Here is a 26,296-nt window from a genome sequence, read left to right as displayed (position 1 = left end):
GAGGATCCCATGCAGTCAACAGCGCTCATCCTGCGCGAACCTGGAAGAGCACCCGTCCTGGAAACGGTCACGGTCGCAGACCCTGGCCCCGGGGAAGTGTTGGTACGGCTCGCCGCCTCCGGGGTGTGTGGGTCAGAGGGACATGCCGTGCACGGCCGCAGCGCGGTCGCGAGGTACCCCAGTGTGCTCGGGCACGAGGGCGCGGGCGTGGTTGTGGAGGTCGGCGCCGGGGTGACGACGCTCGCCCCCGGGGACCATGTGGTCCTGGCGCTCTACGTGCCGTGCCGGGCGTGCCGCCAGTGCGTGCGCGGCGACTTCCACCACTGTGTCGGGGAGTCTCGCCGGCTCAACACGATGGGCGTCCGTTCCGACGGTATGACCCGGTTCCGATCCGGGGAGGACCAACTCTTCCCGCTCATGGGCCTGGGCACGCTGTCGGAGTACACCAATGTGCGCGCGGAACAGGCTGTCCGGGTGCCCGCCGACATCGCGTTGCACGCTTTGTGCCTCGTGGGCTGCGGGGTGACCACCGGATTCGGGGCGGTCGTGAACACCGCCGGAGTATCGGTCGGCGACACAGCTCTGGTCGTCGGGTGCGGTGGAGTCGGGCTCAACGCCGTCCAGGGGGCGAGGCTGGCCGGTGCCACCACGATCATCGCCGCCGACACCCAGGCGTCGAAGCTCACTCTCGCCCAGCAGATGGGTGCGACGCACGTCATCGACGTCACCTCGACCTCTCTGGAGGAAGGGGTCAGAGCCGTCATCCCGGACGGTGTCGACTACGCCTTCGAGGTCGTCGGCAACGGCGATCTGGTCGCACAGTGCCTCGGGCTGACCCGGGTCGGCGGCATGTGTGTCATGGTCGGCGCGCCCCCACCCGGGGCGATCATCCCGGCCCGCCGGGAGGCGTTGATGATGGAGCGCCGCCTAGTCGGCTGCCGGGGCGGCAGCAACATCCCGCAGCGCGACATCCCACGGCTGGCGGAGCTGTACTCCTCCGGCCGTCTCCTCCTCGATCCGCTGATCGGCAAGCGGCTGCCTCTGTCCGGGTTCGCCGAGGCGTTCGAGGCCCTCGACCACGCCGAGGTCGCCCGCAGTGTAATCACCTTCGACTCGTGAACAGCCAGGAGCACCGCATGTTCGACCACCCAATGACCGTCGACGGTGCCGATGTCCGGACCGACCGGCGTGACCCCGTACTCGACCCCGCGACCGAGCAGGTCATCGGGCACGCCCCGATCGCGGACGCTGAGCACCTGGACCAGGCCGTCGAGGCGGCGGCCCGCGCCTTCCCGGCCTGGGCCGCCGCCCCACCGGCTCGCCGCGAAGCGTTGACCAAGGCCGCCTCGGCCGTCGAGTCGGCCGCCGACACGATCGCGCGGGTGGTCGCGGTAGAGACCGGCAAACCGCAGGCGGAGAGCCTCTGGGAGGTCAGGTCAATGGCCGCCTTCCTCCGCTACAACGCGGCCCTGGAAGCGCCGCGCACCGTGCTGAAGGACGACGCGGAGGCGAGCGTCGAGGTCGTGCACCGCCCGATCGGCCCGATCGGGGCGATCATCCCGTGGAACGCTCCGGTGTATGTGCTGGGCCTCAAGCTCGGCCCCGCGCTGGCGGCCGGGTGCACCGTGGTGGTCAAGCCCTCCCCGTTCACGCCGCTGTCGGCGCTGCTCGTCGGCGTGCTCCTGCGCGAGGCGCTGCCGCCCGGCGTGGTCAACGTGATCAACGGGGGCAACGACCTGGGCGCCGCGATGACGGCCCACCCCGGGCTGCGCAAGATCACCCTCACCGGCTCGACCGCCACCGGCAAACGGGTTTTGGCCGGCGCCGCCGACCAGCTCAAACGCATCACCCTGGAACTCGGCGGCAACGACCCCGCCATCCTGCTGGACGACGTCGACCTGGACGCCCAGATAGAGAAGATCTTCTGGGCCGCCTTCCGGGGCACCGGCCAGGCCTGTGTCGCGATCAAGCGGCTGTACGCCCCCGAAGCCCTCTACGACGAGGTCGTGGCAAGACTGGCCGAGCTCGCGGACACGGTGGTCGTCGGGCCGGGCACCGACCCGGCCAGCCGCCTCGGCCCGCTCACCACCCCGGCCCAGCTCGACCTGGTCGCCCGCCTCGTCGAGGACGCGGTCTCCTCCGGCGCCCGGGTGGTCAGCGGCGGTGCCCGCCTGGACCGCCCCGGCTACTTCTACGCCCCCACGATCCTGGCCGACGCCCGCGACGGCATGCGGGTGGTCGACGAGGAGCAGTTCGGGCCGGTGCTGCCCGTCGTGCCGTACACCTCGCTGGAAGAGGTCATGCGGCATGTCAACGTCGGCGACTACGGCCTCGGCGCGTCGGTGTGGACCGGCGATCTGGCCACGGGCGCTGAGGTGGCCGCGCGGTTCGAGTCGGGTCTGAGCTGGGTGAACACCCACCGGGCGACGCTCGGTCCGCAGCAGCCGACGCACGGCTGGAAGCACAGCGGCCTGGGGGTGGAGAAGGGCATGTGGGGCTACCTGTCCTTCACCGAGATCCAGGTGCGCTACGTGGCCAGGAACTGAGGATCACGCCCCGCGTAACGGGCTCTGGGGACGATTGCCACGGGACTTCTTGACCTTGGAGGTTGTAGGTGACTCTGCTGCTCAGTGAGCACGACGTCCGTAGTGCCTGCGATATCGGGCTGCTCGTCGAGGCCATCGAGAAGGCCTCTGTCAGCGAGGACGCCGCCGGTGGCCCCATCATGCCACCACGGGTGAACCTGCACTCCTCGTCGAACTTCCTACGGGTGATGCCGGTGATCCTTCCCGCGAGCGGCATTCTCGGCCTCAAGTCGTTCCACGGCTCGATGGAGAACGGCGTGCGTTATCTGCTGAAGCTGGCGCGCATCGACGACGGGCAGATCCTCGCCCTGGTCGACTGCGCCTACCTGACGGCGGCGCGCACAGGTGCCACCACCGGGGTCGCGGCCCGGCACCTCAGCCGCCCGGACAGCGTGTCGGTCGGGCTGATCGGGTCTGGGCTGGAGGCGGAGACCAACCTGCTCGGGGTGGCGGCGGTCCGGCCGTTGCGTGAGGTCCGGGTGTTCAGCCGCTCCCGTGATCGGCGGACCGGGTTCGCCGAGCGTATGGCCGGGCGGTTGCCCGGGGTGTCCGTGCGCGCGGTGGACAGCGCCCCGGACGCCGTGCGGGGAGTGGACATCGTGGTGGTGGCGACCAACACCGGCAGCGGCGGGCCCGTCGCCTACCGGGGGGAGTGGGCCGAGCCCGGCCAGACGATCCTGTCGATCGGTTCGACGAGTCCGTTCCTTCGGGAGCTCGACACCGCAACCTTCCACCGCGCCGACGCCGTCGTGGTGGACACCGGGCTCGACCACATGGCCGAGGAGTCCGGCGACGTGATGGCGCTGCGCGCGGAGGATCCCGCCTGGTCGCGGGCCCACATGCTGGTCGACGTCGTGACCGGCAGGACCCGGCCGCGTACCGACGACCGGGAAATCCTGCTGTTCAAATCCGTCGGTACGGCCGCGCAGGACCTTGTCGGAGGCATGGCCGTCTACACCGAGGCCGTCCGGCGCGGCATCGGCACCACGGTGCCCGACGTCGCCGAACTGAAGAGGTTCTGACCATGTTCAAGACGCTCAATTTGATCGGCGGCTCGTGGCGGCACGCCACCGACGGCGCCAGCACCGTGGTGACCGACCCGGCGACCGACGCCGTGCTCGCCGAAGTCCCCAGATGCACCGCCTTCGACGTGCAGGACGCCATCGGCGCGGCAGCCGGGGCGCTCCCGGCCTGGCGGGCGCTCTCCGCGCTCGACCGGGCGAAGGTGCTGCGCCGCTTGGCCGCCCTCGTCGACGACCAGCGGGACCGGCTGGCCGCCCTGATCACCAGCGAGAACGGCAAACCCCTCGCCGAGGCCAGGGCCGAGGTCGAGTACGGTCACGGCTTCCTCGCCTGGGCCGCCGAGGAAGGGCTGCGGGTCTACGGCGAGTCCGTGCCGAGCTGGAACACCGACAAGCGCATCTCGGTGTTGCGCCAGCCGGTCGGGGTCACCGCCGCCATCACCCCGTGGAACTTCCCGCTCGCCATGCTTACCCGCAAACTGGGCCCCGCCCTGGCGACAGGCTGCACCATGATCGTGAAACCCGCCACCCAGACCCCGCTGACCGCGCTCGCGCTGGGCGAGCTGGCGGTGGAGGCGGGGGTGCCCGCCGGGGTCCTCAACGTCGTAACCGGTAGCGGCCCGGTCGTGGCCGGGCCGATCTTCGCCGACCCGAGGGTGCGAAAGGTCTCCTTCACCGGCTCCACCGAGGTCGGTCAGGAGCTCATCCGGCTCTCGGCCGGGAACGTGACCCGGCTGTCCCTCGAACTCGGCGGCCACGCTCCGCTGCTCGTGCTGGATGACGCCGACCTCGACGTCGCCGTGGCGGGCACCTTGCGCGCCAAGTTCCGCAACACCGGCCAGTCCTGTATCGCGGCCAACCGCATCTACGTCGTCGCCTCCCGCTACGAGGAGTTCTGCGCCGCCTACGTCGAGGCGGTGCGCACCCAGCGGGTCGGCCGGGGCGATCAGGACGTGGAGATCGGCCCGCTCATCGACGACGAGGCGGTCAAGAAGGTCCAGGAACACGTGGACGACGCCGTCGCCAAGGGGGCTACGCTCGCCTGCGGCGGCGGCACCGTCGACCTCGGCCCGGGGCACAGCGGCCGGTTCTTCGCGCCGACCGTGCTGACCGGGGTCCGCCCGGACATGCTGATCAGCTCAGAGGAGACGTTCGGCCCGGTCGCCGGGATCAGCCCGGTCGACGACGTGGACGCCGCCGTGGAGCTGGCCAACGACTCCCCGTACGGCCTGGCCGCCTACGTCTTCGGCCGCGACATCGGCCAGGTCACCCGGGTCGTGGAGCGGCTGGAATACGGCGTCGTCGGTGTCAACGACGGCACCCCCTCGACCGCGCAGGCCCCGTTCGGCGGCATGAAGACCTCCGGGTACGGCCGCGAGGGCGGCCGCTACGTCATGGGCGAGTACCTGGAGATCAAGTACGTGTCGGTGGCCCTGTGAACGACCTGGTCGGCCGGGTCGCGGTCGTCACGGGTACCAGCCCCAACATCGGCGCGGGCATCGCGCTGGAACTCGGCGCGGCCGGGGCCACCGTCGTGTGCGTCGACCGCGACCCGGTCATGGCCGGGCACGTCGCCGCCGACATCGTCGCCCGTGGCGGTCAGGCGCTGCCCCTGAGCTGCGACGCGACCGACGAGAGGGCGGTCGGGGACCTGCTCGACACCGTGAGGTCGCAGGTGGGGTTGCCGGCGATCCTGGTCAACGGTGTCGTCCAGTACAACGTCAAAGGCATCAGGGAGATGTCGCTGAGCCAGTGGCGCAGCCAGCTCGCGGTGATGCTCGACGGCACCTTCCTGTTCACCCGCCGGGTCGTCAACGACCTGGTGGCGGTGGGCCGGCCGGGCTCGGTCATCACGCTGCTCTCGACGGCGGCCCACCAGGGCGAGCCCAACAACATCGGCTACTGCACCGCCAAGGGTGGCTTGCTCAACTACACCCGCTCCCTGGCCGTCGAGCTGGCGCCCTTGGGCATCCGCTGCAACTCCCTCACTCCCACCGCCACCGACGTCGGCGAATGGGCCGCCCGCGCGCGGGAGTGGGGTGTCCCGGGCCCGGGTGAGGACCTGGTGGCCGAACTGCGCCTGGCCGCGGCTCAGGTGCCGACGGGGAGGTTGCCGTCCCCGTCCGACTACGGGCGGGCTGCGGTGTTCCTGGCCTCCGACGCGGCACTCGCGATCACCGGCATCGACCTGCGCGTGGACAGCGGATCCACCGCCCTGTACTGGCGCCGCAAACCCGGCGAGGACCGACGAGAAGGGCTAACGACATGATCGAGCGGGACCTGGACCTGGTGGACGGCTTCGGCTACCTGTCCCTCGCGGTACACGACCTCGACGCGGCCGTGTGGTTCTACCGGCAGGTGATCCGCCTGGAGGTCGTAGAGGAACGCCCCGGCGTGGTCTACCTGACCGGAGACCAGAACCACCACTGGCTCCGGCTGAAACAGAGCGACCAGAGCCGCCTGCTCCGGGTCGGCTACCGCGCCACCTCGGCCGCCGCGCTCGACATCGTGCGTGAGCGCCTGACGGCGGCGGGCGTCGCCTACCACGACCGGGTGGGAACCGACGACGACCAGGTCACCGGGGGTCTGCACTTCCGGGACCCGGCGGGACTGGAGATCGACCTTTATGAGGAGATGCAGCAACTCCCGGCGTCGGCGGCCGAACCTGACGTCGGATTCACGTGCAACCTGCACGCCGTGCTCAGCGTGCCCGACGTCGTGGCGAACGCGGCGTTCTATCGTGAGACGCTCGGCTTCCGTCGGTCCGACCAGCTGCTGGATCTGGTGATTTTCCTGCGCAGCGGGAACCGCTACCACCACTCCCTGGCCTTCTCCAAGGGCGAGCCCGGCCTCGACCACTTCTGCGTCCTGGTACGCAGCGTCGACGAGCTGATGCGCCTGCGCACCCATCTCCAGCGGACCGGTGCCCTCGGCGACGACCTGGTCAAACACGCCGCCTCCGGCTCCATCTCGGTGTATGCCCACGACCCGGTCAGCGACAGCGGCGTCGAGTTCTGCACCGGCCACGCGGTCATCGGCGACGACTCCTACAACGGGCGCATGCTCAAGCCGGGGCCGACCACGGTGAACCTGTGGGCCAAGCCGTTCCCCCAGCGGGGCGAGGCCCCCGCCCTGACCACCAAGGGCGGGCCCGGCAGCCGGGCCGCCGCCCTGGCCGTGCAGAGCTGATCATGCGTATCGGTGCCAAACTCCCCAACTTCGGGCCCCTCGTCCGGGACCGGGGCCTCGCCGCCATGGCCGCCGAGCTCGAAGCGGCGGGGTACGACTCCATCTGGCTCAGCGACCACATCGTGATCCCCGCCGACCCCCGGTCGCGCTACCCGTTCTCGGCGAGCGGCAAGGCGTCGTCGCGGACCGACACTCCCTGGTACGACGCGATCGTCTGCCTCGCCCAGCTCGCCGCCGTCACCCGGCGGGCCGAACTCGGGATCGGCGTGCTGGTCCTGCCGTTGCGTGAGCCGGTCACTCTGGCCAAGCAGCTCGCCAGCATCGACGTGTTGTCCGGCGGGCGGGTGACGCTCGGGGTGGGGGCGGGCTGGCTGGCCGAGGAGTTCGAGCCGGTCGGCGTGCCCTTCGAGACCCGGGGCCGGCGCATGGACGAGGCCATCGAGGTGATGCGCCGCATCTGGACCGGGGCGCCGGATGCCTTCGAGGGACGCCACTTCGGCCTCCCCGCCGGGCTGGGCAGCCTGCCACGGCCCGAGCACGACATCCCGATCGTGGTCGGCGGAATGAGTGCCGCCGCCCTTCGCCGTGCCGCGAAGGCGGGTGACGGCTGGTTCGCCTTCCAGAACGCTGACGCGATCGACCTGGACCAGCTGGCGAAGGGCGCGGCCACCCTCGGAGGCGGGCGGCTGGTGCTGCGGGTCGCCGGGCCGGCCGAGCGGGTGGCCTCCCTCGTCCCGGGGTTGCGGGACGCCGGCGTGCACGACCTGGTCGTGGACGTGGACTGGTCGGTTCCCGAAGGGCCGAAGGCCCTCCACGACACGTTGCGGGAGGGCTGATGGACGCCGACCAGTTGACCGTCACGCGGTTGCTCGACCGGGCCGCCGACCTGTTCCCTGACCGGGTCGTGGTCAGCGGTGCGGAGCGCATCACGTACACCGACTTCACCGCGCGGGTCCATCGGCTCGCGCACGTGCTGGACCGGCTGGGGGTGCGGCGCGGGCAACGTGTCGCCACGCTGGCCTGGAACGGTCACCGGCACCTTGAGCTGTACTTCGCGGTGCCCTCCAGCGGGGCCGTGCTGCACACCGTCAACCTGCGGCTGACCGGCGGGCAGATCGGCGAGATCCTCCGGCACGCGGGGGATGTGGTCGTCTTCGTCGATCCGGACCAGGCCGGGCTGCTCGCGCAGGCCCTTCGGGACGCGCCGGACGTGCGTTCTGTGGTGGTGCTCGGCGATGAGCTTCCACCGGAGGCGGGGGAGGGTTGGCTGCTCTACGACCGGCTGCTCGGCGACGCCCCGGACACGCCGTTCCCGATGCCCGAACTGGCGGAGACGGAACCGGCCGCGACCTGTTACTCGTCGGCGACGACCGGGCGGCCCAAGCCCGTCGTGTACTCGCACCGCGCGATCTACCTGCACTCGATGGCGCTGGCGATGGCCGACACCTGGGCGTTGTCGGAGGCCGACACCGTGCTGCCGGTGGTGCCGATGTTCCACGTCAACGCGTGGGGCATCCCGTTCGCGGCGGTCTGGCTCGGCGCCGGGATCGTGCTGCCAGGACCGGCACCGTCCCCGGAGGACCTGGCTCGGCTGATCGTCGAGGAGCGGGTCACATTCGGTGCGGCCGTGCCGACCGTGTGGTTCGGCGTTCTGGAGCACCTGCGCGGGATCCCCCTGCCGGACCTGCGCATGCTGGTGTCCGGTGGCGCGCCGCTGCCGCCCGCCCTGCTCGGCCTGGCCGACGAGCTGGATGTGCCGCTCGTGCACTCCTACGGCATGACCGAGTCGACGCCGCTCGTGCTCGTCGGGAGGACCAAGTCGCACCTGCGCGGCGGACCGGACCGGCGGCTGCGCCAGGGCACGCTCGTCCCCGGCCTGCGCATGTCGGTTCGCGACGAGTCCGGGGCGGAGGTGCCCCGCGATGGGGCGACGCCCGGTGAGCTCTGGTTGCGGGGGCCGTGGGTGGCCGAGGGCTACGGCGACGATCCACGGAGTGCGACCGCCTTCGTGGACGGCTGGTACCGCACCGGTGACGTCGTGAATGTGGATGCCGAAGGTTACGTCAAGATCGTGGACCGGATCGCTGACCTGGTGAAGAGTGGCGGCGAGTGGATCTCCACGGTCGATCTGGAGAACGCGCTCATGGACCACCCGGCCGTCGTGTCGGCGTGTGTCGTAGGGGTGCCGCATCCCCGGTGGACCGAACGCCCAGTCGCCGTGATCGTCCCGGCGGCCGAGGTGACCGACGACGAGCTACGCGCCCATCTTGTGGCACGTTTCCCCAAGTGGTGGCTGCCCGATGACTTCGTCCGGGTGGCCGCGGTACCGCTCACGTCGGTGGGCAAGTTCGACAAGCGGGCGGTCCGGGCGATGTACCCGGTGGCCGGGCGATGAGCGCCGTACTCGTCCTGGGCGGGGGAGGTGCCGGTCTGGCAGCAGCTTTGAGCGCCCGCGAACACGGCGCCTCGTCGGTGCTGGTCATTGAGGCGGCCGACCAGGTGGGCGGCACCACAGCGCAGTCGGCGGGCAGTTTCATGGCGGCCGGAACATCGGTTCAGGAAGCTGCGGGGTTTCCGGGTGACAGTCCGGAGCGTCTCTTCGACCACCTGACCACGGTCTCCCACTGGGACATCGACCACGCCGTCTCCCGGCAACTCTGCCACCAGGCCGCGCCCACCCTCGAATGGCTCATCGGTCACGGTGTCCAGTTCCCCGTCGCCGGCCTGTACCGGGCGGGCCGGGAACCCTTCCCTCGTTCCCATCGGGCGGAGGGCCAGGGAGCGGGCATCGTCGAGCCGCTGCTGAAGGCGTGCCGGGAACGGGACGTGGCCATTCGAACCGGTATCCGGGCGGAGAAGCTGCTCGTCGAGCACGGCCGTGTCGTCGGCGTCGAAGCGGGCGGCGAGCGTTTCACCGCGTCGGCGACCGTGCTCGCCACCGGTGGGTTCGCTCACGCGCGGGATCTCGTCCACCGTTACATCCCCGACGCGGCCTGGCAGGACGGCGACGCCTGGTCGCCCGCCGCGCTGACCTGCCGGGGAGACGGCCTGCGCATGGCCGAGGCCGTGGGGGCCTCGACCGCCGACCGTGGTGGCGGGGTGGTCCGGCTGAACCCCGCCTTCCCGGTCGGGGACCTTTACCTGCCGCCCACTCTCCTGCTGGTCGATGACCACGGACGCCGTTTCGTCGACGAGTCCGCGCCACCGGCCGGATTCCGTGAGGTCCTGCGAGGGCGTGGCGGACGCTGCTGGGCGATCTTCGACGAGGCCGGAGTCCGCGACTGGCCGAGCGCCGTCGGCGGCCTGACCCGTGGGGCCACCACCTGGGCGCGGACCCTGACCGACCAGATCGCCGCGGGCCGGGTGACCAAGGCCGACGACGTAGCCGGTCTCGGCCTGCCGGTCGAGGCGCTGCGGCACACCGTGGCGGCGTACAACGAGGCCTGCGCCCAGGGGAACGACGACGCCTACGGCAAAAGTGCCGACCACCTGAGGCCGGTGGCCGAGCCGCCCTTCTACGCGACGGAGCTGCGGCCGTCCGTGGTGCTCATCACCGGCCACGGCCTGGAGATCGATCACATCGGCCGGGTGCTGGCGCGGGACGTCGTCCCCATCCCCGGCCTGTACGCCGCCGGCGAGGTCACCGGCAACGCCTTGGGCGCCAAGTATGCGGGCCAGGGCATCGCGATCACGAGCTGCCTGGTCTACGGCCGGCTCGCGGGCCAGGCGGCGGCCGACCGGTAATGCCTGAGGTAACCGCCGCCGCCGACAGTGTGCACAAGGCCGCGAAAGGAGTGAACAGGGTGGAACGAGTCGAGCAGGATGTCGTCGTCCTCGGGTCCGGCGCGGCCGGGCTCGCCGCGGCGCTGTCAGCGTCGTCGAGCGGTGCCCGGGTGACGGTGCTGGAGCGCACCGCCTTCATCGGCGGCACGAGCGCGACCTCCACGGGCCTCGTCTACGCGCCCGGCAGCGCGAAGATGAAGGAGAAGGGCGTCACCGAGGACCTCGACGCGGCGCTGGACTACCTGCGCGCGGTAGCTCCGCAGGGCTTGGACGAGGCGCGGGCCAGGGAGTTCCTCCAGCGGGCCGCCGAGGTCATCGACTTCCTCGAAAGCCACGCGGTGCCCTTCCGGCCGACCGGCCTGAAGGACTACAACGCCGGGATCCCGGGCGCCTCGCAGAGCCGGGCCGTCGCGCCCGAGTCCTGCGACCCGGCCACCCTCGGCGACCGGGCCGGGGAGATCCGGCGCAGCCCGTACCGGGCCCTGGACAACGGCGCCGAATGGAGCGGCGGCACCGCGCTCATCGGTCACCTGCTCCGCGCCTGCCTCCGGGCCGGGGTCACGGTGCTGACCAAGGCCCGCGGCACCGAACTCGTCGTCGAGTCAGGCGAGGTCACCGGTGTCGTGGCGGACGGGGTCACACTCACGGCCCCTGGCGGCGTGATCCTGGCCACGGGCGGTTTCGAGTACAACCGCGACCTACTCGACCGGTACCTGCCCAAGGTCGAGGCCGCGTGGAGTTCACCCGAGAACACCGGCGACGGTCTCCGCCTCGCCGAGGCCGCCGGCGCCAAACTCGCCTGGACCGGCGCCGCCCAGTGGTACGCCCTCCTCCGCCTCCACGACGAGGACCGCGAGGGCACCCCGAAGTACGAGGACGCCTCCTCCGCCCGCTGCCTGCCCGGCTCGATCATCGTCGACCGGCACGGCAGGCGCTTCGCCAACGAGGGGGCGAACTTCCACGACTTCGGTCGGGCCTTGGCCCAGGCCGACCTACCGGCCTGGCTGGTGATCGACCAGCGTTTCCTCGACATCTACGGCCCCCGCTGCTTCGGCGACCGGCCCCCGGCCAAGGACCGTTGGTTCACCGCCGCCACCCCAGCGGAGCTGGGCGAACTCATCGGCGTCGACCTCGCCGACACCATCGCCCGGTTCAACGTCGACGCCGCCGAACTCCACGACTCGCAGTTCGGGCGCGGCTCGACCGAGTTCGACCAGAGCTGGGGAGACGGCGACAATCAGGGCCCCGCCGCCTGCCTGGCCCCCCTCACACGGCCACCCCTGCAGGCCACGCGCGTTTATGCGGGCCTGTCCGGCACCAACGGCGGCCCGCTGACCGACACGTCCGGCCGTGTCCTCGACGGTGCCGAACGTCCGATCCCCGGCCTGTTCGCGGTGGGGAACGCCGCGGCCACCTTCCTCGGCGACGGCGCACCCGGGAGTGGTTCGACGCTGGGTCCCGGTCTCGTGTACGGCTACCTGGCCGGACGCGCGGCGGCGACACGGACGCGGGCATGAGCGTCGTGATCGCCGGCGGGGGCGCCGGTGGCCTGCGGATGACCGAGGCCCTGCGGCAGCGGGGCTACACCGGCCCGGTGACGGTGGTGGGCGCGGAGGCGCATCTGCCGTACAACCGGCCGGGACTCTCCAAGGAGTTGCTGCGCGGCGACGAGGACGGCATCTGGCTGGGCGAACCGGACGCCGACGTCGTCCTGGCCGACCCCGCGACGGCCGTGGACACCGACCGCAACGAACTGCTTCTGAACAGCGGCCGGAGGATCGCGTACACGGACCTGGTGCTGGCGACCGGAGCCGAGGCCCGCCGCCTGCCCATGGTGGCGGCGGAGGCGCACCGGATCCGCGGCCTCGATGACGCGGTGGCCCTGCGCGAGGACCTGCGCAAAGGCGGCCATCTGCTGGTGATCGGGGGCGGATTCGTCGGCTGCGAGGTCGCCTCCACCGCCCGGACCATGGGCCTGGGGGTCACTGTGGTCGAGGTGCTGGACCACCTGGCGGAGGGAGCCCTCGGGCCGGCTGTGGGGGCGTACCTGAGCGATCTCCACAGAAGCCACGGAGTCCGGCTGCTCTGCGGCCGGACCGTGGTCTCGGCGAACCGGCTCACGGACGGCACCTGGCTGGTGGCTCTGGCCGACGGCACCGAACTGACCGCCGACCACGTGGTCGAGGGCTCCGGCTCGATCCCGGCCACCGGCTGGCTGGAAGGCGGTCCCTTCACCCTTGACAGCGGTGTGGTCTGCGACGACCGGGGCCGCACCAACATCCCTCATGTCTACGCCCTGGGAGACGTCGCCCGCTGGTGGCACCCGGCCCACGCCCGCCACCTCCGCATGGAGCACTGGACCAGCGTGACCGACCAGGCCGCCGTGGTTGCCGACACCATCCTCGGCACCGGCGACCGACCCCTCGAACCGGTCCCGTACTTCTGGAGCGACCAGTACGGCGTGCGCCTCCAGGCGATCGGGCTGCCCGGACGCGACGACGAGGTCACGGTGCTCCGGAACGGAACTCGGGGTTCGCTGCTGGGCTGCTACTCGCGCGACGGCCGGTTGACCGGCGTCGTGGGCGTACGCGAAGGCAAGGCCGTCGCGCGGCTTCGCCTGTTCATGCGGGACGCGCCGACCCTGGCCGACGCCCTGGCCCACCTCTCGACCAAGGAGAAATGATGTCCGCCCTGCCGAGACTTCCCCTTGACCGCGAGTGCCCGATGCACCCGCCCAAGACCTACGCCCGGCTCCAGGCCAATGAGCCGGTGGCGCGCGCGGAGGTCTACAACGGCGACAAGGTCTGGCTGATCACCAAATACGAGTACGTCAAGGCGCTGCTGGGGGATGAACGGTTCAGCGCCGTACCCAGCATGCCCGGCTACCCGCAACTCAGCGCCGGAGTCGGGGCGGCGGCTCTGGAGGAGCGCACCTTCCTGCGGATGGACAACCCGGACCACGACCACTATCGGAAGATGCTCACCCGGGAGTTCACCGTCAAGGCCGTGCAACGGCTGAGTCCCCGGGTTCAGCAGATGATCGACGGCCTCATCGACGACATGCTCACGAAGGGGCCGCCGCTGGACCTCGTCCCCGCGTTGGGCCTGGCCCTGCCGTCGATGGTCATCACCCTGCTGCTCGGCGCGCCCGAGGAGGACCACGCGTTCGTCCAGGACCGGGCCAGCGCCCGGATCAACTTCAACGCCACCCCCGAGCAGACCCGCGCCGCCACCCGAGACCTTCTCGGATACTTGGAGAAACTGGTCACCGAGAAGGAGAACGAGCCGGGCGACGACATCCTCAGCCGCCTCATCGTCACCTACGGCCGGACCGGCGCGCTCAGCCACGAGGAGATCGTGCACATGGGCCGCCTGCTCATCAGCGCCGGACACGAGACCACCTCGTCGATGATCTCCCTGGGCACCTTGGCGCTGCTGGAGAACCCCGGGCAGCAGGCCGCACTGGTCGGCGACCCGTCACTCGCCGACAGGGCGGTGGAAGAACTGCTGCGCTACCTCACGATCATTCCGTTCTCCACCCGCCGCGTCGCGACGGCCGAGGTCGAGATCGGCGGTCACACCATTCGGCCGGGGGAGGGCGTGTTCATGCTCACCCCCGCCGCCAACCGCGACCCCGAGCACTTCCCCGAGCCGGACCGGCTCGACATCACCCGCGACGCCCGCCACCACCTCGCCTTCGGTTACGGCGTGCACCAGTGCCTCGGCCAGCAACTCGCCCGGATGGAGCTACAGGCGGTCTTCGCGACCCTGTTCACCCGCATCCCCACCCTGCGACTGGCGGTGCCGATGGCGGAAGTGTCCTTCCGGGACGACTCCGTGACTTACGGAGTACGCGCCCTCCCGGTCACCTGGTGACCGATCCCTTCGAGACACGGAAGTGATCCCATGCGTGTGAGAGTGGACGCCGGAAAGTGTGTCGGCGCGGGAAGCTGCGCTCTCGTCGCCCCCGACGTCTTCGACCAGGACGACGACGACGGCACGGTCATCCTGCTGCACGAGGCCGTGCCTGCCGGGCACGAGGACCAGGTGCGCGAGGCCGCCGCAATCTGTCCCGCAGGCGTCATCGCCCTCAATCACACAGGCGGGTAGCGGCAGATGTCCAACGCAGACCCGGCCCCTCTCACGGGCATCCGGGTGGTCGAACTGGGCCGGTTCGCCGCAGCGCCGTCCTGCGCGACCGTACTGGCCGACTGGGGCGCCGACGTGGTCAAGGTGGAACCCCCCGACGGCGATCCGGCCCGGGGGCGCGGCGCTCACGACGGCGGGGCCAATCCTCGCTTCCAGGTGCACAACAGGTCGCGCCGCAGCGTCGCCCTCAACCTGGGCGAGAGCGCCGACCGGGAGGCCATGTTCCGCCTGCTGTCGGAGGCCGACGTGTTCGTCACGAACCTGCGGCCCGTCGCGCTGCGCGCCCTGGGCCTCGACGCCCCGGTGGTGCTGGCCGCGCACCCGCGTCTGGTCTATGGGCAGATCACCGGGTATGGCCCGGGCTCCGACGAACGCAGTTACGACCACGGGGCGTTCTGGGCCTATTCGGGGATGGCCCACATGTTCAGCCGGGACGATGGGGAACCACCTCAGGCCGCCGGTGGCATGGGGGACCGCGCGTCCGGGATGAGCCTGGCCGGGGCGATCACCGCCGCCCTATTCGCGCGGGAACGTTCCGGGAAGGGGGCGCACGTCTCGACCTCCCTGCTCGCGACGGGGGCGTGGCTGCTTGCGTCGGACCTGAGCGAGGTGCTCGCGGGGGGCACGCCGCGCACCATCGACCGGGCCGCTTCGGCGAATCCGACGTTGAACAACTACCGGTGTGCCGACGGGCGGTGGTTGTGGCTCCAGGTGATGAATCCCGAGCGGGACTGGCCCGCGCTGCTGCGTGCGCTCGATGCGATGTGGCTGGACTCCGACCCCCGCTTCGCGGGCGGTGACAGCACCCGGCTCAAGGAGCACGCGACCGCGCTCGTCGAGACACTCGACGAGATCTTCCGGCGGTCGTCGCTGGAGACGTGGGAACGGCGGCTCCGGGAGCACGACATCACCTTCGCACCCGTGCGGTCGCTGGCGGAGCTGGTGTGCGACGACGTCGCAGCGGCGGCGGGAGTGTTCGTGGACGTGATCGGCGCCGACGGGACGACCTCCAGATCCGTCGACTCCCCGTGCACCTTCCACGGCGCCGAACGCCGACCGGCGACGCCGGCGCCGCGCGTGGGGGAACTCGGGACGGGACAACCGTGGTGAGCGCCCGTTTCGCGGGCCGGGTCGCGCTGGTCACCGGCGCGAGCCGCGGCATCGGCCGGGCCATCGCGGCGCGGTTGGCGGCCGAGGGGGCCCGGGTCGTCGTCACCGCCCGCAAACCGGACAGCCTCGCCGCCACCGTGGACGAGCTCGGCGGTCCCGCGACCGCGCTGGGCATCACCGGCAGGGCCGACGACCCCGAGTACACGCACGCGGCGGTCACCACCGCGATCGAGTACTTCGGCCGGCTCGACGTCCTGGTCAGCAACGTCGGCATCAACCCGGCCTTCGGCCCGCTGGAGGGTGTCGACCTCGCCGCCGTCCGCAAGATCTTCGAGGTCAATGTGCTCGCGGCGCTGACCTGGGCCCGTACCGCTCACGAAGCCTGGCTGGGGGAACACGGCGGCACTATCGTGAACGTCGCCTCGGCCGCTGGCCTGCGTCCGTCGGCCGGGCTGGGCGCCTATGGCGCCAGTAAGGCCGCTCTGGCCTATCTCACTGGGCAACTCGCGCTCGAACTCGCCCCGGGCATTCGCGTCAACGCCGTGTTGCCCGCTGTCGTGCGCACCGCTTTCGCCGCGCCGCTCTACGCGGAGGAGGAAACGACAGCCGCCCGCTATCCGCTGGGGCGGTTCGGGACACCTGAGGACGTCGCCTCGGCCGTGGCGTTCCTCGCCTCAGACGAAGCGGCCTGGATCACCGGTCACCTGCTCGTCGTGGACGGCGGGCTGATGGTGACTGGGGGAGTCTGAACAATGACTGGAGAGATGAGTGCTGTGACCAAGCAGGTGCAGCAACTCGACCGCGTGATCATCCGGTTCGCGGTTCTCTGCAGCGGTCTAGTGCTGCGAGGGAGCCGGTTCGACCCCATCGATTCGCCCGCCGGTTTCAGCAGGAAAATGTCCTTGAGCTGGTCGCGTCGGTGGACGCGAAGGGTGCGGGCGTTTCGTGACCGCCCGGATGGCGATTGAGCTGTTGCCGTGACAGAGAACGACGCGGGCCGCGGATCCGCCACCGAGGGATGTGGAACGGCGGCTCTCATATTCTTGTTCCGGGCCTGAGGTGCCCGTGAGGTGGCGGGCTCATGGCAATGTCGTTGGACAACTGCGAGGACCGACAGGTGCATGATCGGGCATTGAATTGGTTTCATAGCCGAAGTTCGAGTTGGCAGGACTGGCCCCTACCCCGGCTGCTCGAATACAAGATCCGCCAGGATTCGCGCATCAGCCTGGTCATTCCCGCACGTGACGAAGCCGCCACGATCTTTGACATAGTCGCCGGGCTGCGCGCGGCGCTCATGAAAGACGCGCCATTGCTCGACGAGCTTGTCGTCATCGATTCGAACTCGAGTGACGCCACGGCGACTCATGCCGAGCGAGCTGGCGCGACCGTATATCGAGCGAGCGAGATCCTCCCCGAGCAAGGCGACTATCACGGCAAGGGTGAAGCGCTCTGGAAGTCACTCTTCGTGACCAGCGGTGACCTGCTGGTCTTTGTCGACGCCGACCTCACGGAGTGGGGGCCGCACTTTGTGACCGGGCTGCTCGGCCCGCTGCTGACCAGCCCTGCGACGATGTTGGTCCGCGCCGCCTATACCCGCATTCGTACCGGAAGCGACGGCTCCACCTCACCTGACGGCGGACGGGTGACGGAACTCCTTGCACGCCCGCTGCTGAGTCTCCACTGGCCGGAGCTGACCGGCGTGGTTCAGCCGCTCGCCGGTGAGTGGGCGGTCAGGCGCGGACTCATGGAGTCACTGAGCATCCCGGTCGGCTATGGGGTCGAGCTGTCCACGTTGGTGGACACCCATTGCCTGCACGGTCTCGACTCGATCGCGCAGGTGCACCTCGGGGCACGCGCTCACCGGCACCGCAGCGACCGCGACCTTGCGCTGACAGCGGCCGAGCTGCTGAACGTGGCGCAGTCCCGAAGGACTCCATCCGATGCGGCGTCGGGCGTGGCGGAGCTGCGGCAGTTCCTACCCGATGGGGACTGGGTGCGGCCACACACCCGACCGGTGCCGACCTACGAGCGGCCCCCGGCCGCCGGGATCTCGGGCGCCGCGCCTGCCAGCGACAGGAGATCTGAGTGAGCGCTTTTCCCCGCGCCATCGATGGTGAACCCCGTCGGCCGGGAGTCCTTCGACTCGGCCGCCGGTCCTTCGACGTCCACCAGCGCCTCGTCATGGCGATCGTGAACCGGACGCCGGACTCCTTCTTCGATCGAGGCGCGACGTGGGACGAGGACGCGGCGATGGAACGAGTGCACACGGTCATGAAGGAAGGCGCCGACATCATCGACATCGGCGGAGTTCCGGCCGCCCCCGGCGCCGAGGTCGACGTCGTCGAGGAGATCCGCAGGACGGTTCCGTTCGTAGCCGCTGTCCGGGACGCCTACCCGGACGTCGTTATCAGCGTGGACACCTGGCGACACGAGGTCGCCCGTGAGGTCTGCGCCGTGGGCGCGGACCTTCTGAACGACTCGTGGGGTGGCTGCGATGACCGGCTGGCTGAGGTAGCGGCAGAGTTCGACGCGGCATTGCTGTGCGCCCACGCCGGCGGACTGCCTCCTCGAACCCGGCCATTTCGAGTGGCCTATGAGGATGTGATGGCTGACGTGCTCGACCGAACGCTCACCCTGGCCCGCCGTGCCGTCGCGGCGGGTGTCGACCCATCTCGGATCATCATCGACCCGGCCCACGACTTCGGCAAGAACACGTGGCACTCGCTGGAGATCACGCGTCGACTCGACGAGATGGTGGCGACCAACTGGCCGGTGCTTGTCTCGCTATCGAACAAGGACTTCGTCGGCGAGACACTGGACGTTCCGATCGACGAGCGGCTCCCGGGCACCTTGGCGACGACAGCGGTCTGCGCCTGGCTTGGCGCGCGGGTGTTCCGGGCCCACCACGTCCGCCAGACGCGCCAAGCCCTAGACATGGTTTCGGCCATACGCCAGGAAAAGATGCCGGCCCGAACCGTCCGCGGCCTGGCATGAGCCCTGCCTCGCAACGGAGTCTCACTGATGATCGTTTCCACCGCGCTGTGCCCAAGCCCGCCACTGCTAGTCCGTGACCTGTCTGGCGCCGACCCTGCGGCAGTTGAGCTACGCCAAGCCTGTGCGACAGCTGTGGCGATGCTCATCGCAACCGCACCCGACATGATCGCTGTGGTCGGTTCCGCCGATCGCACCCAGACCTGGCCCGCGGACGCTGAACTGGATATATCCGCCTACGGCGGGCCACCGAGGCCGCGAGTCGGTCGCCCGGCTCCACTCGCGGTCGGCTTGGGTGCGCTGCTCCTCGATGAAGGCGGTTACACGGGACCGCGTCTGTTGCAATCGGTCGGCCATGACGAGCCTCTGTCGGCGTGCGTCGAGCTCGCGGCGGAGGTCAGTGCCTCTGCGGCACGTGTCGGTCTGCTCGTCATGGCCGACGGAACAGCGCGGCGCACTCTTAAGGCGCCCGGCTATCTCGACGAACGCGCTGTTCCGTTCGATGCTGAGATCCAACGCGCGGTATCCACCGGGGATCTGACCGCGCTGCATGGCCTGGATCAGACGCTTGCCCGCGAACTGATGGTGACGGGTTGGTCGGCGCTCCAGGTTCTCGCCGGAACATTCTGTGACCGTGAGCCGGACACGAAAGTCCTCTACGCCGATGCCTCCTTCGGAGTGGGCTACCTAGTCGCGGTGGTGATGGCCGCGAAGGAGGACCCTACGGAGCCGGGGCGCTGAGCGGCTTGTAGGTGCCGAGAATCGTGTCACCTTATGCGACCTGGGAATACTCGTGGATCAGCCCGCCGAGACGATCGCGGCGGAGCACTCCCGCAGTGTCCAGATCGGTAACCGGTGGGCAACTTACCCGCCCGTTGGGCGGTGTTTGATTCAGCGACCGGTGCGGTCGGTGGCCGTTGTGGTGATCAATGTATTCGGTCAGGACGGCGTGCAGATGTCGTGGCCCGGTGATCAGTATTCGGTCCAGGCATTCGTGCCGGACGCTCAAGATCCATCGTTCGGCGATGGCGTTGGCTCGCGGTGCCCGTACCGGGGTGCGGATCGTGCGCATGCCGATCGCGGTGAACACCGTATCGAAGGCCGCTGTGTATTTGGCATCGCGGTCGCGTATCAGGAATTTCCACGCCACTGCGCCGGGCTGTTCCTGGAGGTTCATGAGCAGGTTGCGGGCCTGCTGCGCGGCCCAGGCCCCGGTCGGGTGGGCGGTGATGCCGGCCAGGTGGACCCGGCGGGTGCCGTGCTCGATGACGAACAGCACGTACAGCCGGCGCAGGAACGCGGTGTCTACGTGGAAGAAATCGGCCGCCACGATGGTCTTGGCCTGGGCGGCCAGGAACTGCGCCCAGGTCGGCCCGGACCGTTGCGGGGCGGGGTCGATGCCCGCGGCTTTGAGGATCGCCCACACCGTCGAGGGCGCGACCCTGTAACCCAAGCCGGCTAATTCTCCGGTGATCCGCCGGTATCCCCACAGCGGGTTCTCACGGGCCATCCGCACCACCAGGGCGCGAATCGTAGCTAGTGCAGGTCATCAAGGGCGCTGCCGATCAATGCTCGGGCGGCCGTGCCCGTAACCGCCACGTTGCCTCGGGGGCGGCGTACTCGTCGCACCAGCGGGCCCACTCCAGGAAGGAGCGCGCGTCGGCGTTGACCTCCTCGCCTGAAGCGAGGATCTCAAGGCCCAGCAGCTCCTCGTCGGGCAGATTCCACACAATGCGGCGCTTTGTGTCGATCATGGCTTGGAGCGCGGTCTGGTCCGCGGGGTCGAGGGCCTCGGGGACCGCGATGATCGACGTGATGGCCAGCCGGGCGTCGGGCCACTGCAGCCGCCAGGTCGGGGGTGTGGGGAATCTCGCGCGCAGAATGTGGGTGAGGAGCCCGGTTTCGCCGTCGTACATCATGTGGATCTTGTTGCCGAAGTAGACGTGCACGGTCCTCCGGCCACCCGACCAGATCGCCAACTGACATCATCAGGAACCCACAGGTCAACCACCAAACCCTATTATTGAACCCACAGCATGGGTGAAGTGGACGGGCTCGGTCCGATCATCACCGACCTGGTTCGGAAGTCTCCGGAAGAGGGGAAGCTCAGCCGCTAGGTTCGTTGGAGGAGCACACGGAAAGGGCGGTCAGCGCCTTGACCGGTTAGGGCGGCTGACCCCGAACGCCAGCCTAAACGGCTGGAACGCCAACATTAATCTGTGTCGGGACGTTCTTCCCGCTCAGCAGGATTCTCCTCCTCCTTCACCTCTTCAAGAAATCTGATAGGGCAGCGCGCGTGCGGATCGCCGGGAATCTCCGGCTGGAGCAGATCATGCCGCCGCGCGAGGCGTTCTTCGCCGAGGCCGAGCAGGTGCCGGTCGACAAGGCCGCAGGACGGATCGCCGCGGAGATGCTCACGCCGTATCCGCCGGGCATCCCGGCCGCGCTGCCGGGCGAGCGGTTCACCGAGGACGTGCTGGTCTACCTGCGCACGGGCGTCTGCTCCGGGATGGTCGTCCCGGACGCGATGGACGCCTCATTGTCCAGCGTCCGCGTGGTCAGGGAGTGACCCACACCCCGACATCGTCTCACCGCCGACCGGGGCCAGGACCTCTCCGGTGTAGTACGACGACAATCTTTCGGAGGCGAAGAAGACACGAAGACGCTTGAGCAAGGCGACGTAGCCGCAGTCGTCCAGCAGCACGGTGCGCACGCTTGCCCCCTACCGTAGATGCGCACGTGCTCGTCGTCCAGGCGCAGGTCCAGGTCCTCTCGCACCCGGTCTGTGATCGCTATCTTGCCAGATAACGACGATTATCCCGCCATCCTCCCCCTGCCATCAGGCGTGGTCAACAGCCGAAGGGCTCGTCGAGCGTGGGGTGACCAGCCCGACTTCATAGGCGAGCACCACTGCCTGGACGCGGTCGCGGAGATCCAGCTTGCCCAGGATGCGCGCGACGTGGGTCTTCACTGTGGCCGGGCTGAGGACCAGCCGCTCGGCCAACTCGGCGTTGCTCAGCCCGGTGGCCATCAGGCGCAGCACCTCCAGCTCGCGGGGTGTCAGGTCGGACAGGTCGCGGTGGATCGCCTCGTCAGGGCGGGCGAAGCGCTCGACCAGGCGGCGGGTGATGGCGGGGGCGAGCAGGGCGTTGCCCGCGCGCACCACCCGGACCGCCGCCACGAGCTGCTCGGGGGTGACGTCCTTGAGCAGGAAGCCGCTGGCGCCTGCGGTAAGGGCGGCGTAGACGTACTGGTCGAGGTCGTAGGTGGTCAGGATGAGGACGCGCGTCCCGCAGGTGCCGGCCGCGACGATCCGCCGGGTAGCCTCGATGCCGTCCATCTCGGGCATGCGGATGTCCATCAGGACCACGTCGGGGGCGGTCCGCTGGACGGCGGCGACGGCTTGGGCGCCGTTGGCCGCCTCAGCCGCCACCTCGATGCCGTCGGCGGTGAGGATCATGCCGAACCCGCTGCGCACCAGCGCCTGGTCGTCGGCGATGACCACGCGCAGGGGCCCGCTCACGTCGTGGTCCACGGGAGACGTGCCGCGACCAGGTATCCATCGCCGGCAGGCCCGGCACGCAGGCTGCCGTCGTAGATGGCCAGTCTTTCCCGTAGTCCGGCCAGTCCCCGGCCCTGCCCGTCTCCTGCCCGCGGCGCGTGTGTTCCGCCGGTGTCGGCGATCTCGATCTCCATCCACTCCCCGGGGTAGCGGATCGCGAGGGACGCCGTCGCGCCGTTCGCGTGCTTCATGGTGTTGGTCAGCGCCTCCTGCACCACCCGGTAGGCGGCCATCTCCACCCCTGGCGGCAGCGGGCCGGGCGGCTGCGCCACGTCCGCCTGGATCCGCACCCCGGCCGCGCGCACCCGCTCCATCAGCGTGTCCAGCTGGTCGAGCCCCGGCTGCGGCTGCAGCCCGTCGTCCGAGATCTCCGCAGGACCGCTGCCCGGACCGGCCAGCAGGCCCATGACGTGACGCAGCTCCGCCATGGCAGCCCGGCCGCTGGCCTCGACCGCGAGCATGGCCTGCTTCGACCGTTCCGGCGCTGCGTCCATCACTTTGCGTGCGGCTCCGGCCTGGATCACCATCACGTTCACGTTGTGGGTGACGATGTCGTGGAGCTCGCGCGCGATCCGGGAGCGCTCCAGCTCCACGGCCCGGCGCGTGGCCTCCTCCTGGGCACGGCCGGCTTCGTCCAGCCGCCGGCGCCACAGGCGGACCGCGCCGGCCACGACCCCGGCGCTCAGCAGGACGGTGAACGGGCCCAGCCAGTTCGGCAGGCTGCCGACAGAGTCATGGAAGGCCACGCCCGCCAGCACGGCCGCCACCGCGAGCCCGCCCATTGCCAGGGCCAGGTGCCGGCTGTGCGCCATCGCGCTGTAGGCGGCGATGGCACATGCCAGCACGGTGATCCATGTCGCGTCATCGTGCGTGGCCAATGCGGCGAGCAGCACCACCCAGAAAGCGCCGAGCGGGCTCAGCCGCCGCGCCGCCAGCGGCAGGGCGGTCGCGATCACCAGCAGCACGAGCGGGCCCTGCGACGGTTCCCGTGTTGGCACGACAGGGCGCGCTTCGTCGGCAGGCGAGGCGATCACGGGTTGCAGCCGCAAGGACTCGGCCAGCGGGACCCGATGCGCACCCTCCGGGGCGGAGGCGGCCGCCGTTACCGCCAGGGCGGTCAAGACGAGCGCCACCAGCAGGTCGGCCATGAGCGCCCGCCTGGACGGACGAGGACGCCACTGGTCGGGGCGCACGAGAGCCAGCCATCTTGCTACCACCCAGGCATTGTCCTGTATGTCCCATAAGGGCCGCGTCGGCCTGCGTGACTACATCGCAATGATGATCCGGCGGCGAAGATCGGCACGACGGCCGACGCGGCACGGCATCGGCCGCGTCTAGCGTCGTCGCCGTACATCTTCGAAAGGCGAATTCATGCGTCATATGGCCATCGCGGCCGGATTGCTCCTCATGGCGATCACCTCATGCGCGCCGGCGTCGGCTCCCGCGGCCGGGAGCGCCGCCGTGGACCGACCGTCACGCAATCCCTCTCCGGACGCCCTCGCCGAACCGCCCAAGACGGCGCGTGACGGCGCGCTCTCGCTCCCGGATTTGACCGGTTCCCAGCCGGTCGGCACCACCTCGCTGCACCTCACCGACACCTCGCGCCCCGACCCCTGGGATGCCGGTTCGAAGTCCAGGGAGCTCATGGTGTCGCTGTGGTACCCGGCCGCGAAGGCGGGCGGGCAGGCGGCGCCGTACATGAGCGTCAAGGAGTCGGAGCTCACCCTGAAGAATGCCGGTGTCACCGGCGTCCCGGCCGACCTGCTCGCCCGGACGCGCACCCACGCCTTCAGCGACGCGCCGCCGGTGGGCAAGGCGCGCACGCTGCCCCTGGTCGTCCTTTCCCCCGGCTTTGAGAAGACGCGTAGCTCGCTCACCGGCCTCGCCGAAGACCTGGCCAGCAGAGGCTACGTCGTGGCCGCCATCAGCCACACGCACGAGAACATCGCCACCGTCTTCCCCGGCGGCCGCGTGGTCACCTGCACGGCCTGCCAAGTCCAGCCACACGACCAGGCCTTCTGGGACAAGGTGGGCGCCACCCGCGCCGACGACGTCTCCTTCGTCCTCGACCAGCTGACCGGCCCGCGCCCCAAGTGGAAGGGGTCCCGGCTCATCGACCCGGACAGGATGGCCATGGGCGGCCACTCCGCGGGCGGCGCCAGCTCGGTGGCGGCCCTGCTGAAAGACCCCCGCATCAAGGCAGGCATGAACATCGACGGCCTGGCCATCGTGCCCGTGCCGGCGAGCGGGTTGAGCAAGCCCTTCCTCCTCCTTGGCGCGCAAGCCACGCGCACCCCGGGCGGCCAGGAATCCGCCTCGTGGGAGGCCGCCTGGCGGCACCTCACCGGATGGAAGTGCTGGCTCGTGGTCGCCGGCGCCGAACACGCCTCCTTCACCGACATCTCCCTGCTGGGCGAGCAAGCGGGCCTGGACACCGGCGCGACGCTGCCCGCCGCCCGGTCGATGGAGATCACCCGCGCGTACGTGGCCGCTTTCCTCGACCTGCACTTGCGCGGCACACCGCAGCCCCTGCTCGATCGGGCGTCGGCGAGATATCCAGAGGTCAAGGTTTGCGCGGTTGAGCGGAAGAGCTGCGCCTGAAAGAGGAACGATTCTTGGACACCACGAAGCGCGACCAGGCGTCGGCTGCCAGATGCCGGGGCGGACGTTCGAGCCCGTCGGTCACCAGAGCGGGGTGTCTGGCTGGACGGCGCTCCCCAGCCCGGAGGTAGTGAACTCGCTGTCGCAAAATTCGACTGCGGTGAACCCTGATCACATTATCGTGAGCGTTTGCGCAGGACGACTCCCGCTGCGACCAGCGCGCCGCCCAGGCACGCCACCAGCGCGTGGTGCCAGCTGGCCCACAGCTGCGGACTCGTGTCGGAAGATCGGTCATCGAACACGCCGTGCGCGCCGTAGTCGTGGCCTTCCGAACCGTCGGCGGGCTCCCACAGATTGGCCGCCTGGCCAGGGTCCTTGGGCTTGTCGGTCTGCTGGGCGGCGAATCCGGTTCTGGCCAGGTAACGGTCGAGCAGGCCGGGCGCGACCGCGTTGGCGAGCAGGTCGCCACGGTGCTGGCGCCGACCCAGTATTCGCGGCGTCGCGGGTGGTCCGCGGCGTGCAGTATGGCTCGCGCGGCGACCTCAGGCTGGTAGATCGGGGGTACCGGCTGGGCCTGGCGGGGCAGCCGGGACAGCACCCAGGAGAACTGGGGCGTGCTGACCGCAGGCAGTTGCGGCAGGGTCACGTGGACGCCGCTGTGATCGTGAAGCAGTTCGCAGCGAAGCGCCTCGTTAAGCCCTGGATGGCGTGTTTGGCGCCGCAGTAGGCGCTCTGAAGTGGAATGCCCCGATAGGCCAACGCGGAGCCGACCTGGACGATGGTCCCCCGGTTCCGTGGCCGCATGCGTTTCAGCGCGGCCATGGTGCCGTGGACGTAGCCGAGGTAAGTGACCTCGGTGACCCGGCGATACTCCTCCGGCCGGATATCGGTGAATTGGGCGAACACCTAGGTGAACGCCACGTTCACCCAGACGTCGATGGGACCCAGTTCGGCCTCCACCTGCTCGGCGGCGGCGTCGACCTGGTCGAAGTCCGCCACATCGACCGGCATCTCCAGGGCCGTGCCGCCGCCTTGGCGTACCTGGTCGGCCGCGGCGGACAAACCTTTGACGCCCCGAGCGAGCAGGGCCACCTTCGCGTGGCGCTGGCCGTACGCCGTGGCCACCGCGCGGCCGACGCCGCCGCTGGCCCCGGTGACGACCACGACCTGAGGCGACTGATTCTTGGCTCCCATGACCTCTCCCGTCCCGTGGTTCAGCAATTCACCACTTACTTCCGCCGCAGTACCCGGGCAACAGCCGCCAACACTCCCGTGACAGCGCATCCGGCACCGGCGATCACTGC

The 26,296-nt window shown here is 70.1% G+C and carries 24 protein-coding genes and 1 pseudogene; 20 read left to right on the top strand and 5 right to left on the bottom strand.

Annotated features, from left to right (window positions below):
* The first annotated feature begins 9 nt into the window (after positions 1 to 9).
* The 18 genes from Amac_RS15730 to Amac_RS15645 all read left to right on the top strand — a co-directional run bounded on the left by Amac_RS15730 (position 10) and on the right by Amac_RS15645 (position 19,570).
* Positions 10 to 1,119, top strand: coding sequence for a zinc-binding dehydrogenase (locus Amac_RS15730; protein ID WP_155355124.1), 1,110 nt, complete (start codon positions 10 to 12; stop codon positions 1,117 to 1,119).
* Positions 1,120 to 1,136: 17 nt separating this feature from the next.
* Positions 1,137 to 2,546 (top strand): aldehyde dehydrogenase family protein, encoded by a 1,410-nt coding sequence (locus Amac_RS15725; protein WP_155355123.1) that lies wholly within the window; start codon positions 1,137 to 1,139, stop codon positions 2,544 to 2,546.
* Positions 2,547 to 2,614: 68 nt separating this feature from the next.
* Positions 2,615 to 3,607, top strand: a complete 993-nt coding sequence (locus tag Amac_RS15720) for an ornithine cyclodeaminase family protein (RefSeq protein WP_155355122.1) — start codon at positions 2,615 to 2,617, stop codon at positions 3,605 to 3,607.
* Between the two features lie 2 nt (positions 3,608 to 3,609).
* Complete coding sequence (locus Amac_RS15715; protein WP_155355121.1) at positions 3,610 to 5,046, top strand: NAD-dependent succinate-semialdehyde dehydrogenase; 1,437 nt, start codon at positions 3,610 to 3,612, stop codon at positions 5,044 to 5,046.
* Entirely contained in the window at positions 5,043 to 5,876 is an 834-nt protein-coding gene (locus Amac_RS15710; protein WP_155355120.1) for an SDR family NAD(P)-dependent oxidoreductase, read from the top strand. Before Amac_RS15715 ends, Amac_RS15710 begins: the two co-directional genes overlap by 4 nt.
* On the top strand, positions 5,873 to 6,796 hold the full coding sequence (locus Amac_RS15705) for a VOC family protein (protein ID WP_155355119.1): 924 nt from the start codon (positions 5,873 to 5,875) through the stop codon (positions 6,794 to 6,796). Before Amac_RS15710 ends, Amac_RS15705 begins: the two co-directional genes overlap by 4 nt.
* A gap of 2 nt (positions 6,797 to 6,798) precedes the next feature.
* The gene (locus tag Amac_RS15700; protein ID WP_155355118.1) at positions 6,799 to 7,632 is read left to right on the top strand and encodes a TIGR03619 family F420-dependent LLM class oxidoreductase; all 834 of its coding nucleotides are present in this window, start codon (positions 6,799 to 6,801) and stop codon (positions 7,630 to 7,632) included.
* A complete protein-coding gene (locus tag Amac_RS15695) occupies positions 7,632 to 9,191 on the top strand; it encodes a long-chain-fatty-acid--CoA ligase (protein WP_155355117.1) in 1,560 nt (519 codons plus the stop codon). The genes Amac_RS15700 and Amac_RS15695 overlap by 1 nt, the downstream gene beginning before the upstream one ends.
* Positions 9,188 to 10,540 carry an FAD-dependent oxidoreductase gene (locus Amac_RS15690; protein WP_155355116.1) on the top strand — a complete coding sequence of 451 codons (1,353 nt, stop codon included), beginning with the start codon at positions 9,188 to 9,190 and terminating at the stop codon, positions 10,538 to 10,540. The genes Amac_RS15695 and Amac_RS15690 overlap by 4 nt, the downstream gene beginning before the upstream one ends.
* Positions 10,541 to 10,599: 59 nt before the next feature.
* Positions 10,600 to 12,096 (top strand): FAD-dependent oxidoreductase, encoded by a 1,497-nt coding sequence (locus tag Amac_RS15685; RefSeq protein ID WP_170322502.1) that lies wholly within the window; start codon positions 10,600 to 10,602, stop codon positions 12,094 to 12,096.
* Positions 12,093 to 13,262, top strand: coding sequence for an NAD(P)/FAD-dependent oxidoreductase (locus Amac_RS15680; RefSeq protein ID WP_155355114.1), 1,170 nt, complete (start codon positions 12,093 to 12,095; stop codon positions 13,260 to 13,262). The genes Amac_RS15685 and Amac_RS15680 overlap by 4 nt, the downstream gene beginning before the upstream one ends.
* Complete coding sequence (locus tag Amac_RS15675; RefSeq protein ID WP_155355113.1) at positions 13,262 to 14,455, top strand: cytochrome P450; 1,194 nt, start codon at positions 13,262 to 13,264, stop codon at positions 14,453 to 14,455. Before Amac_RS15680 ends, Amac_RS15675 begins: the two co-directional genes overlap by 1 nt.
* A gap of 30 nt (positions 14,456 to 14,485) precedes the next feature.
* Positions 14,486 to 14,689: a ferredoxin gene (locus tag Amac_RS15670; RefSeq protein ID WP_155355112.1), complete on the top strand. Its 204-nt coding sequence runs from the start codon at positions 14,486 to 14,488 to the stop codon at positions 14,687 to 14,689.
* A 6-nt stretch (positions 14,690 to 14,695) separates the two neighbouring features.
* Complete coding sequence (locus Amac_RS15665) at positions 14,696 to 15,838, top strand: CaiB/BaiF CoA transferase family protein (protein ID WP_155355111.1); 1,143 nt, start codon at positions 14,696 to 14,698, stop codon at positions 15,836 to 15,838.
* Positions 15,835 to 16,587, top strand: a complete 753-nt coding sequence (locus tag Amac_RS15660) for an SDR family oxidoreductase (RefSeq protein ID WP_155355110.1) — start codon at positions 15,835 to 15,837, stop codon at positions 16,585 to 16,587. The genes Amac_RS15665 and Amac_RS15660 overlap by 4 nt, the downstream gene beginning before the upstream one ends.
* A gap of 332 nt (positions 16,588 to 16,919) precedes the next feature.
* Entirely contained in the window at positions 16,920 to 17,927 is a 1,008-nt protein-coding gene (locus Amac_RS15655; RefSeq protein ID WP_246268366.1) for a glucosyl-3-phosphoglycerate synthase, read from the top strand.
* Positions 17,928 to 18,019: 92 nt separating this feature from the next.
* The gene (folP, locus tag Amac_RS15650; protein WP_155355209.1) at positions 18,020 to 18,832 is read left to right on the top strand and encodes a dihydropteroate synthase; all 813 of its coding nucleotides are present in this window, start codon (positions 18,020 to 18,022) and stop codon (positions 18,830 to 18,832) included.
* 138 nt (positions 18,833 to 18,970) lie between these two features.
* Positions 18,971 to 19,570 carry a class III extradiol ring-cleavage dioxygenase family protein gene (locus tag Amac_RS15645; RefSeq protein ID WP_155355109.1) on the top strand — a complete coding sequence of 200 codons (600 nt, stop codon included), beginning with the start codon at positions 18,971 to 18,973 and terminating at the stop codon, positions 19,568 to 19,570.
* Positions 19,571 to 19,601: 31 nt separating this feature from the next.
* On the opposite strand, the gene Amac_RS15640 is transcribed toward Amac_RS15645, so the two are convergent.
* The gene (locus Amac_RS15640) at positions 19,602 to 20,339 is read right to left on the bottom strand and encodes an integrase core domain-containing protein (RefSeq protein ID WP_155355108.1); all 738 of its coding nucleotides are present in this window, start codon (positions 20,337 to 20,339) and stop codon (positions 19,602 to 19,604) included.
* Between the two features lie 55 nt (positions 20,340 to 20,394).
* Entirely contained in the window at positions 20,395 to 20,808 is a 414-nt protein-coding gene (locus tag Amac_RS15635; RefSeq protein WP_155355107.1) for a hypothetical protein, read from the bottom strand.
* 317 nt (positions 20,809 to 21,125) lie between these two features.
* Here Amac_RS15635 and Amac_RS57330 point away from each other — a divergent pair, with 317 nt between their 5' ends.
* Positions 21,126 to 21,398: an Orn/Lys/Arg family decarboxylase gene (locus tag Amac_RS57330; protein WP_281356292.1), complete on the top strand. Its 273-nt coding sequence runs from the start codon at positions 21,126 to 21,128 to the stop codon at positions 21,396 to 21,398.
* A gap of 270 nt (positions 21,399 to 21,668) precedes the next feature.
* Here the strand turns inward: Amac_RS57330 and Amac_RS15620 are convergent, their stop codons facing one another.
* The gene (locus tag Amac_RS15620; protein ID WP_218041106.1) at positions 21,669 to 22,352 is read right to left on the bottom strand and encodes a response regulator; all 684 of its coding nucleotides are present in this window, start codon (positions 22,350 to 22,352) and stop codon (positions 21,669 to 21,671) included.
* Positions 22,349 to 23,539 (bottom strand): sensor histidine kinase, encoded by a 1,191-nt coding sequence (locus Amac_RS15615; protein WP_246268364.1) that lies wholly within the window; start codon positions 23,537 to 23,539, stop codon positions 22,349 to 22,351. The genes Amac_RS15620 and Amac_RS15615 overlap by 4 nt, the downstream gene beginning before the upstream one ends.
* A gap of 223 nt (positions 23,540 to 23,762) precedes the next feature.
* Here Amac_RS15615 and Amac_RS15610 point away from each other — a divergent pair, with 223 nt between their 5' ends.
* A complete protein-coding gene (locus Amac_RS15610) occupies positions 23,763 to 24,992 on the top strand; it encodes an alpha/beta hydrolase family protein (protein WP_155355104.1) in 1,230 nt (409 codons plus the stop codon).
* 642 nt (positions 24,993 to 25,634) lie between these two features.
* Here Amac_RS15610 and Amac_RS56155 read toward each other — a convergent pair.
* Positions 25,635 to 26,186: pseudogene (locus Amac_RS56155) on the bottom strand (SDR family oxidoreductase).
* Positions 26,187 to 26,296: the final 110 nt, after the last annotated feature.

Origin of the sequence: Acrocarpospora macrocephala, from assembly GCF_009687865.1 — a bacterium.
GTDB lineage: Bacteria > Actinomycetota > Actinomycetes > Streptosporangiales > Streptosporangiaceae > Acrocarpospora > Acrocarpospora macrocephala.
The sequence above is the reverse complement of the archived record's forward strand: the minus strand, read 5'-3'. Positions and strand labels throughout refer to the sequence as shown.

Excerpts from the sequence above, each read along its gene's own strand:
- Amac_RS15730 (WP_155355124.1), top strand. The coding sequence starts at position 10 with ATGCAGTCAACAGCGCTCATCCTGCGCGAACCTGGAAGAGCACCCGTC.
- Amac_RS15725 (WP_155355123.1), top strand. The coding sequence starts at position 1,137 with ATGTTCGACCACCCAATGACCGTCGACGGTGCCGATGTCCGGACCGAC.
- Amac_RS15715 (WP_155355121.1), top strand. The coding sequence starts at position 3,610 with ATGTTCAAGACGCTCAATTTGATCGGCGGCTCGTGGCGGCACGCCACC.
- Amac_RS15705 (WP_155355119.1), top strand. The coding sequence starts at position 5,873 with ATGATCGAGCGGGACCTGGACCTGGTGGACGGCTTCGGCTACCTGTCC.
- Amac_RS15700 (WP_155355118.1), top strand. The coding sequence starts at position 6,799 with ATGCGTATCGGTGCCAAACTCCCCAACTTCGGGCCCCTCGTCCGGGAC.
- Amac_RS15695 (WP_155355117.1), top strand. The coding sequence starts at position 7,632 with ATGGACGCCGACCAGTTGACCGTCACGCGGTTGCTCGACCGGGCCGCC.
- Amac_RS15690 (WP_155355116.1), top strand. The coding sequence starts at position 9,188 with ATGAGCGCCGTACTCGTCCTGGGCGGGGGAGGTGCCGGTCTGGCAGCA.
- Amac_RS15680 (WP_155355114.1), top strand. The coding sequence starts at position 12,093 with ATGAGCGTCGTGATCGCCGGCGGGGGCGCCGGTGGCCTGCGGATGACC.
- Amac_RS15675 (WP_155355113.1), top strand. The coding sequence starts at position 13,262 with ATGTCCGCCCTGCCGAGACTTCCCCTTGACCGCGAGTGCCCGATGCAC.
- Amac_RS15670 (WP_155355112.1), top strand. The coding sequence starts at position 14,486 with ATGCGTGTGAGAGTGGACGCCGGAAAGTGTGTCGGCGCGGGAAGCTGC.
- Amac_RS15665 (WP_155355111.1), top strand. The coding sequence starts at position 14,696 with ATGTCCAACGCAGACCCGGCCCCTCTCACGGGCATCCGGGTGGTCGAA.
- Amac_RS15655 (WP_246268366.1), top strand. The coding sequence starts at position 16,920 with ATGGCAATGTCGTTGGACAACTGCGAGGACCGACAGGTGCATGATCGG.
- folP (WP_155355209.1), top strand. The coding sequence starts at position 18,020 with ATGGCGATCGTGAACCGGACGCCGGACTCCTTCTTCGATCGAGGCGCG.
- Amac_RS15645 (WP_155355109.1), top strand. The coding sequence starts at position 18,971 with ATGCTCATCGCAACCGCACCCGACATGATCGCTGTGGTCGGTTCCGCC.
- Amac_RS15640 (WP_155355108.1), bottom strand. The coding sequence starts at position 20,339 with ATGGCCCGTGAGAACCCGCTGTGGGGATACCGGCGGATCACCGGAGAA.
- Amac_RS15615 (WP_246268364.1), bottom strand. The coding sequence starts at position 23,539 with ATGGCCGACCTGCTGGTGGCGCTCGTCTTGACCGCCCTGGCGGTAACG.
- Amac_RS15610 (WP_155355104.1), top strand. The coding sequence starts at position 23,763 with ATGCGTCATATGGCCATCGCGGCCGGATTGCTCCTCATGGCGATCACC.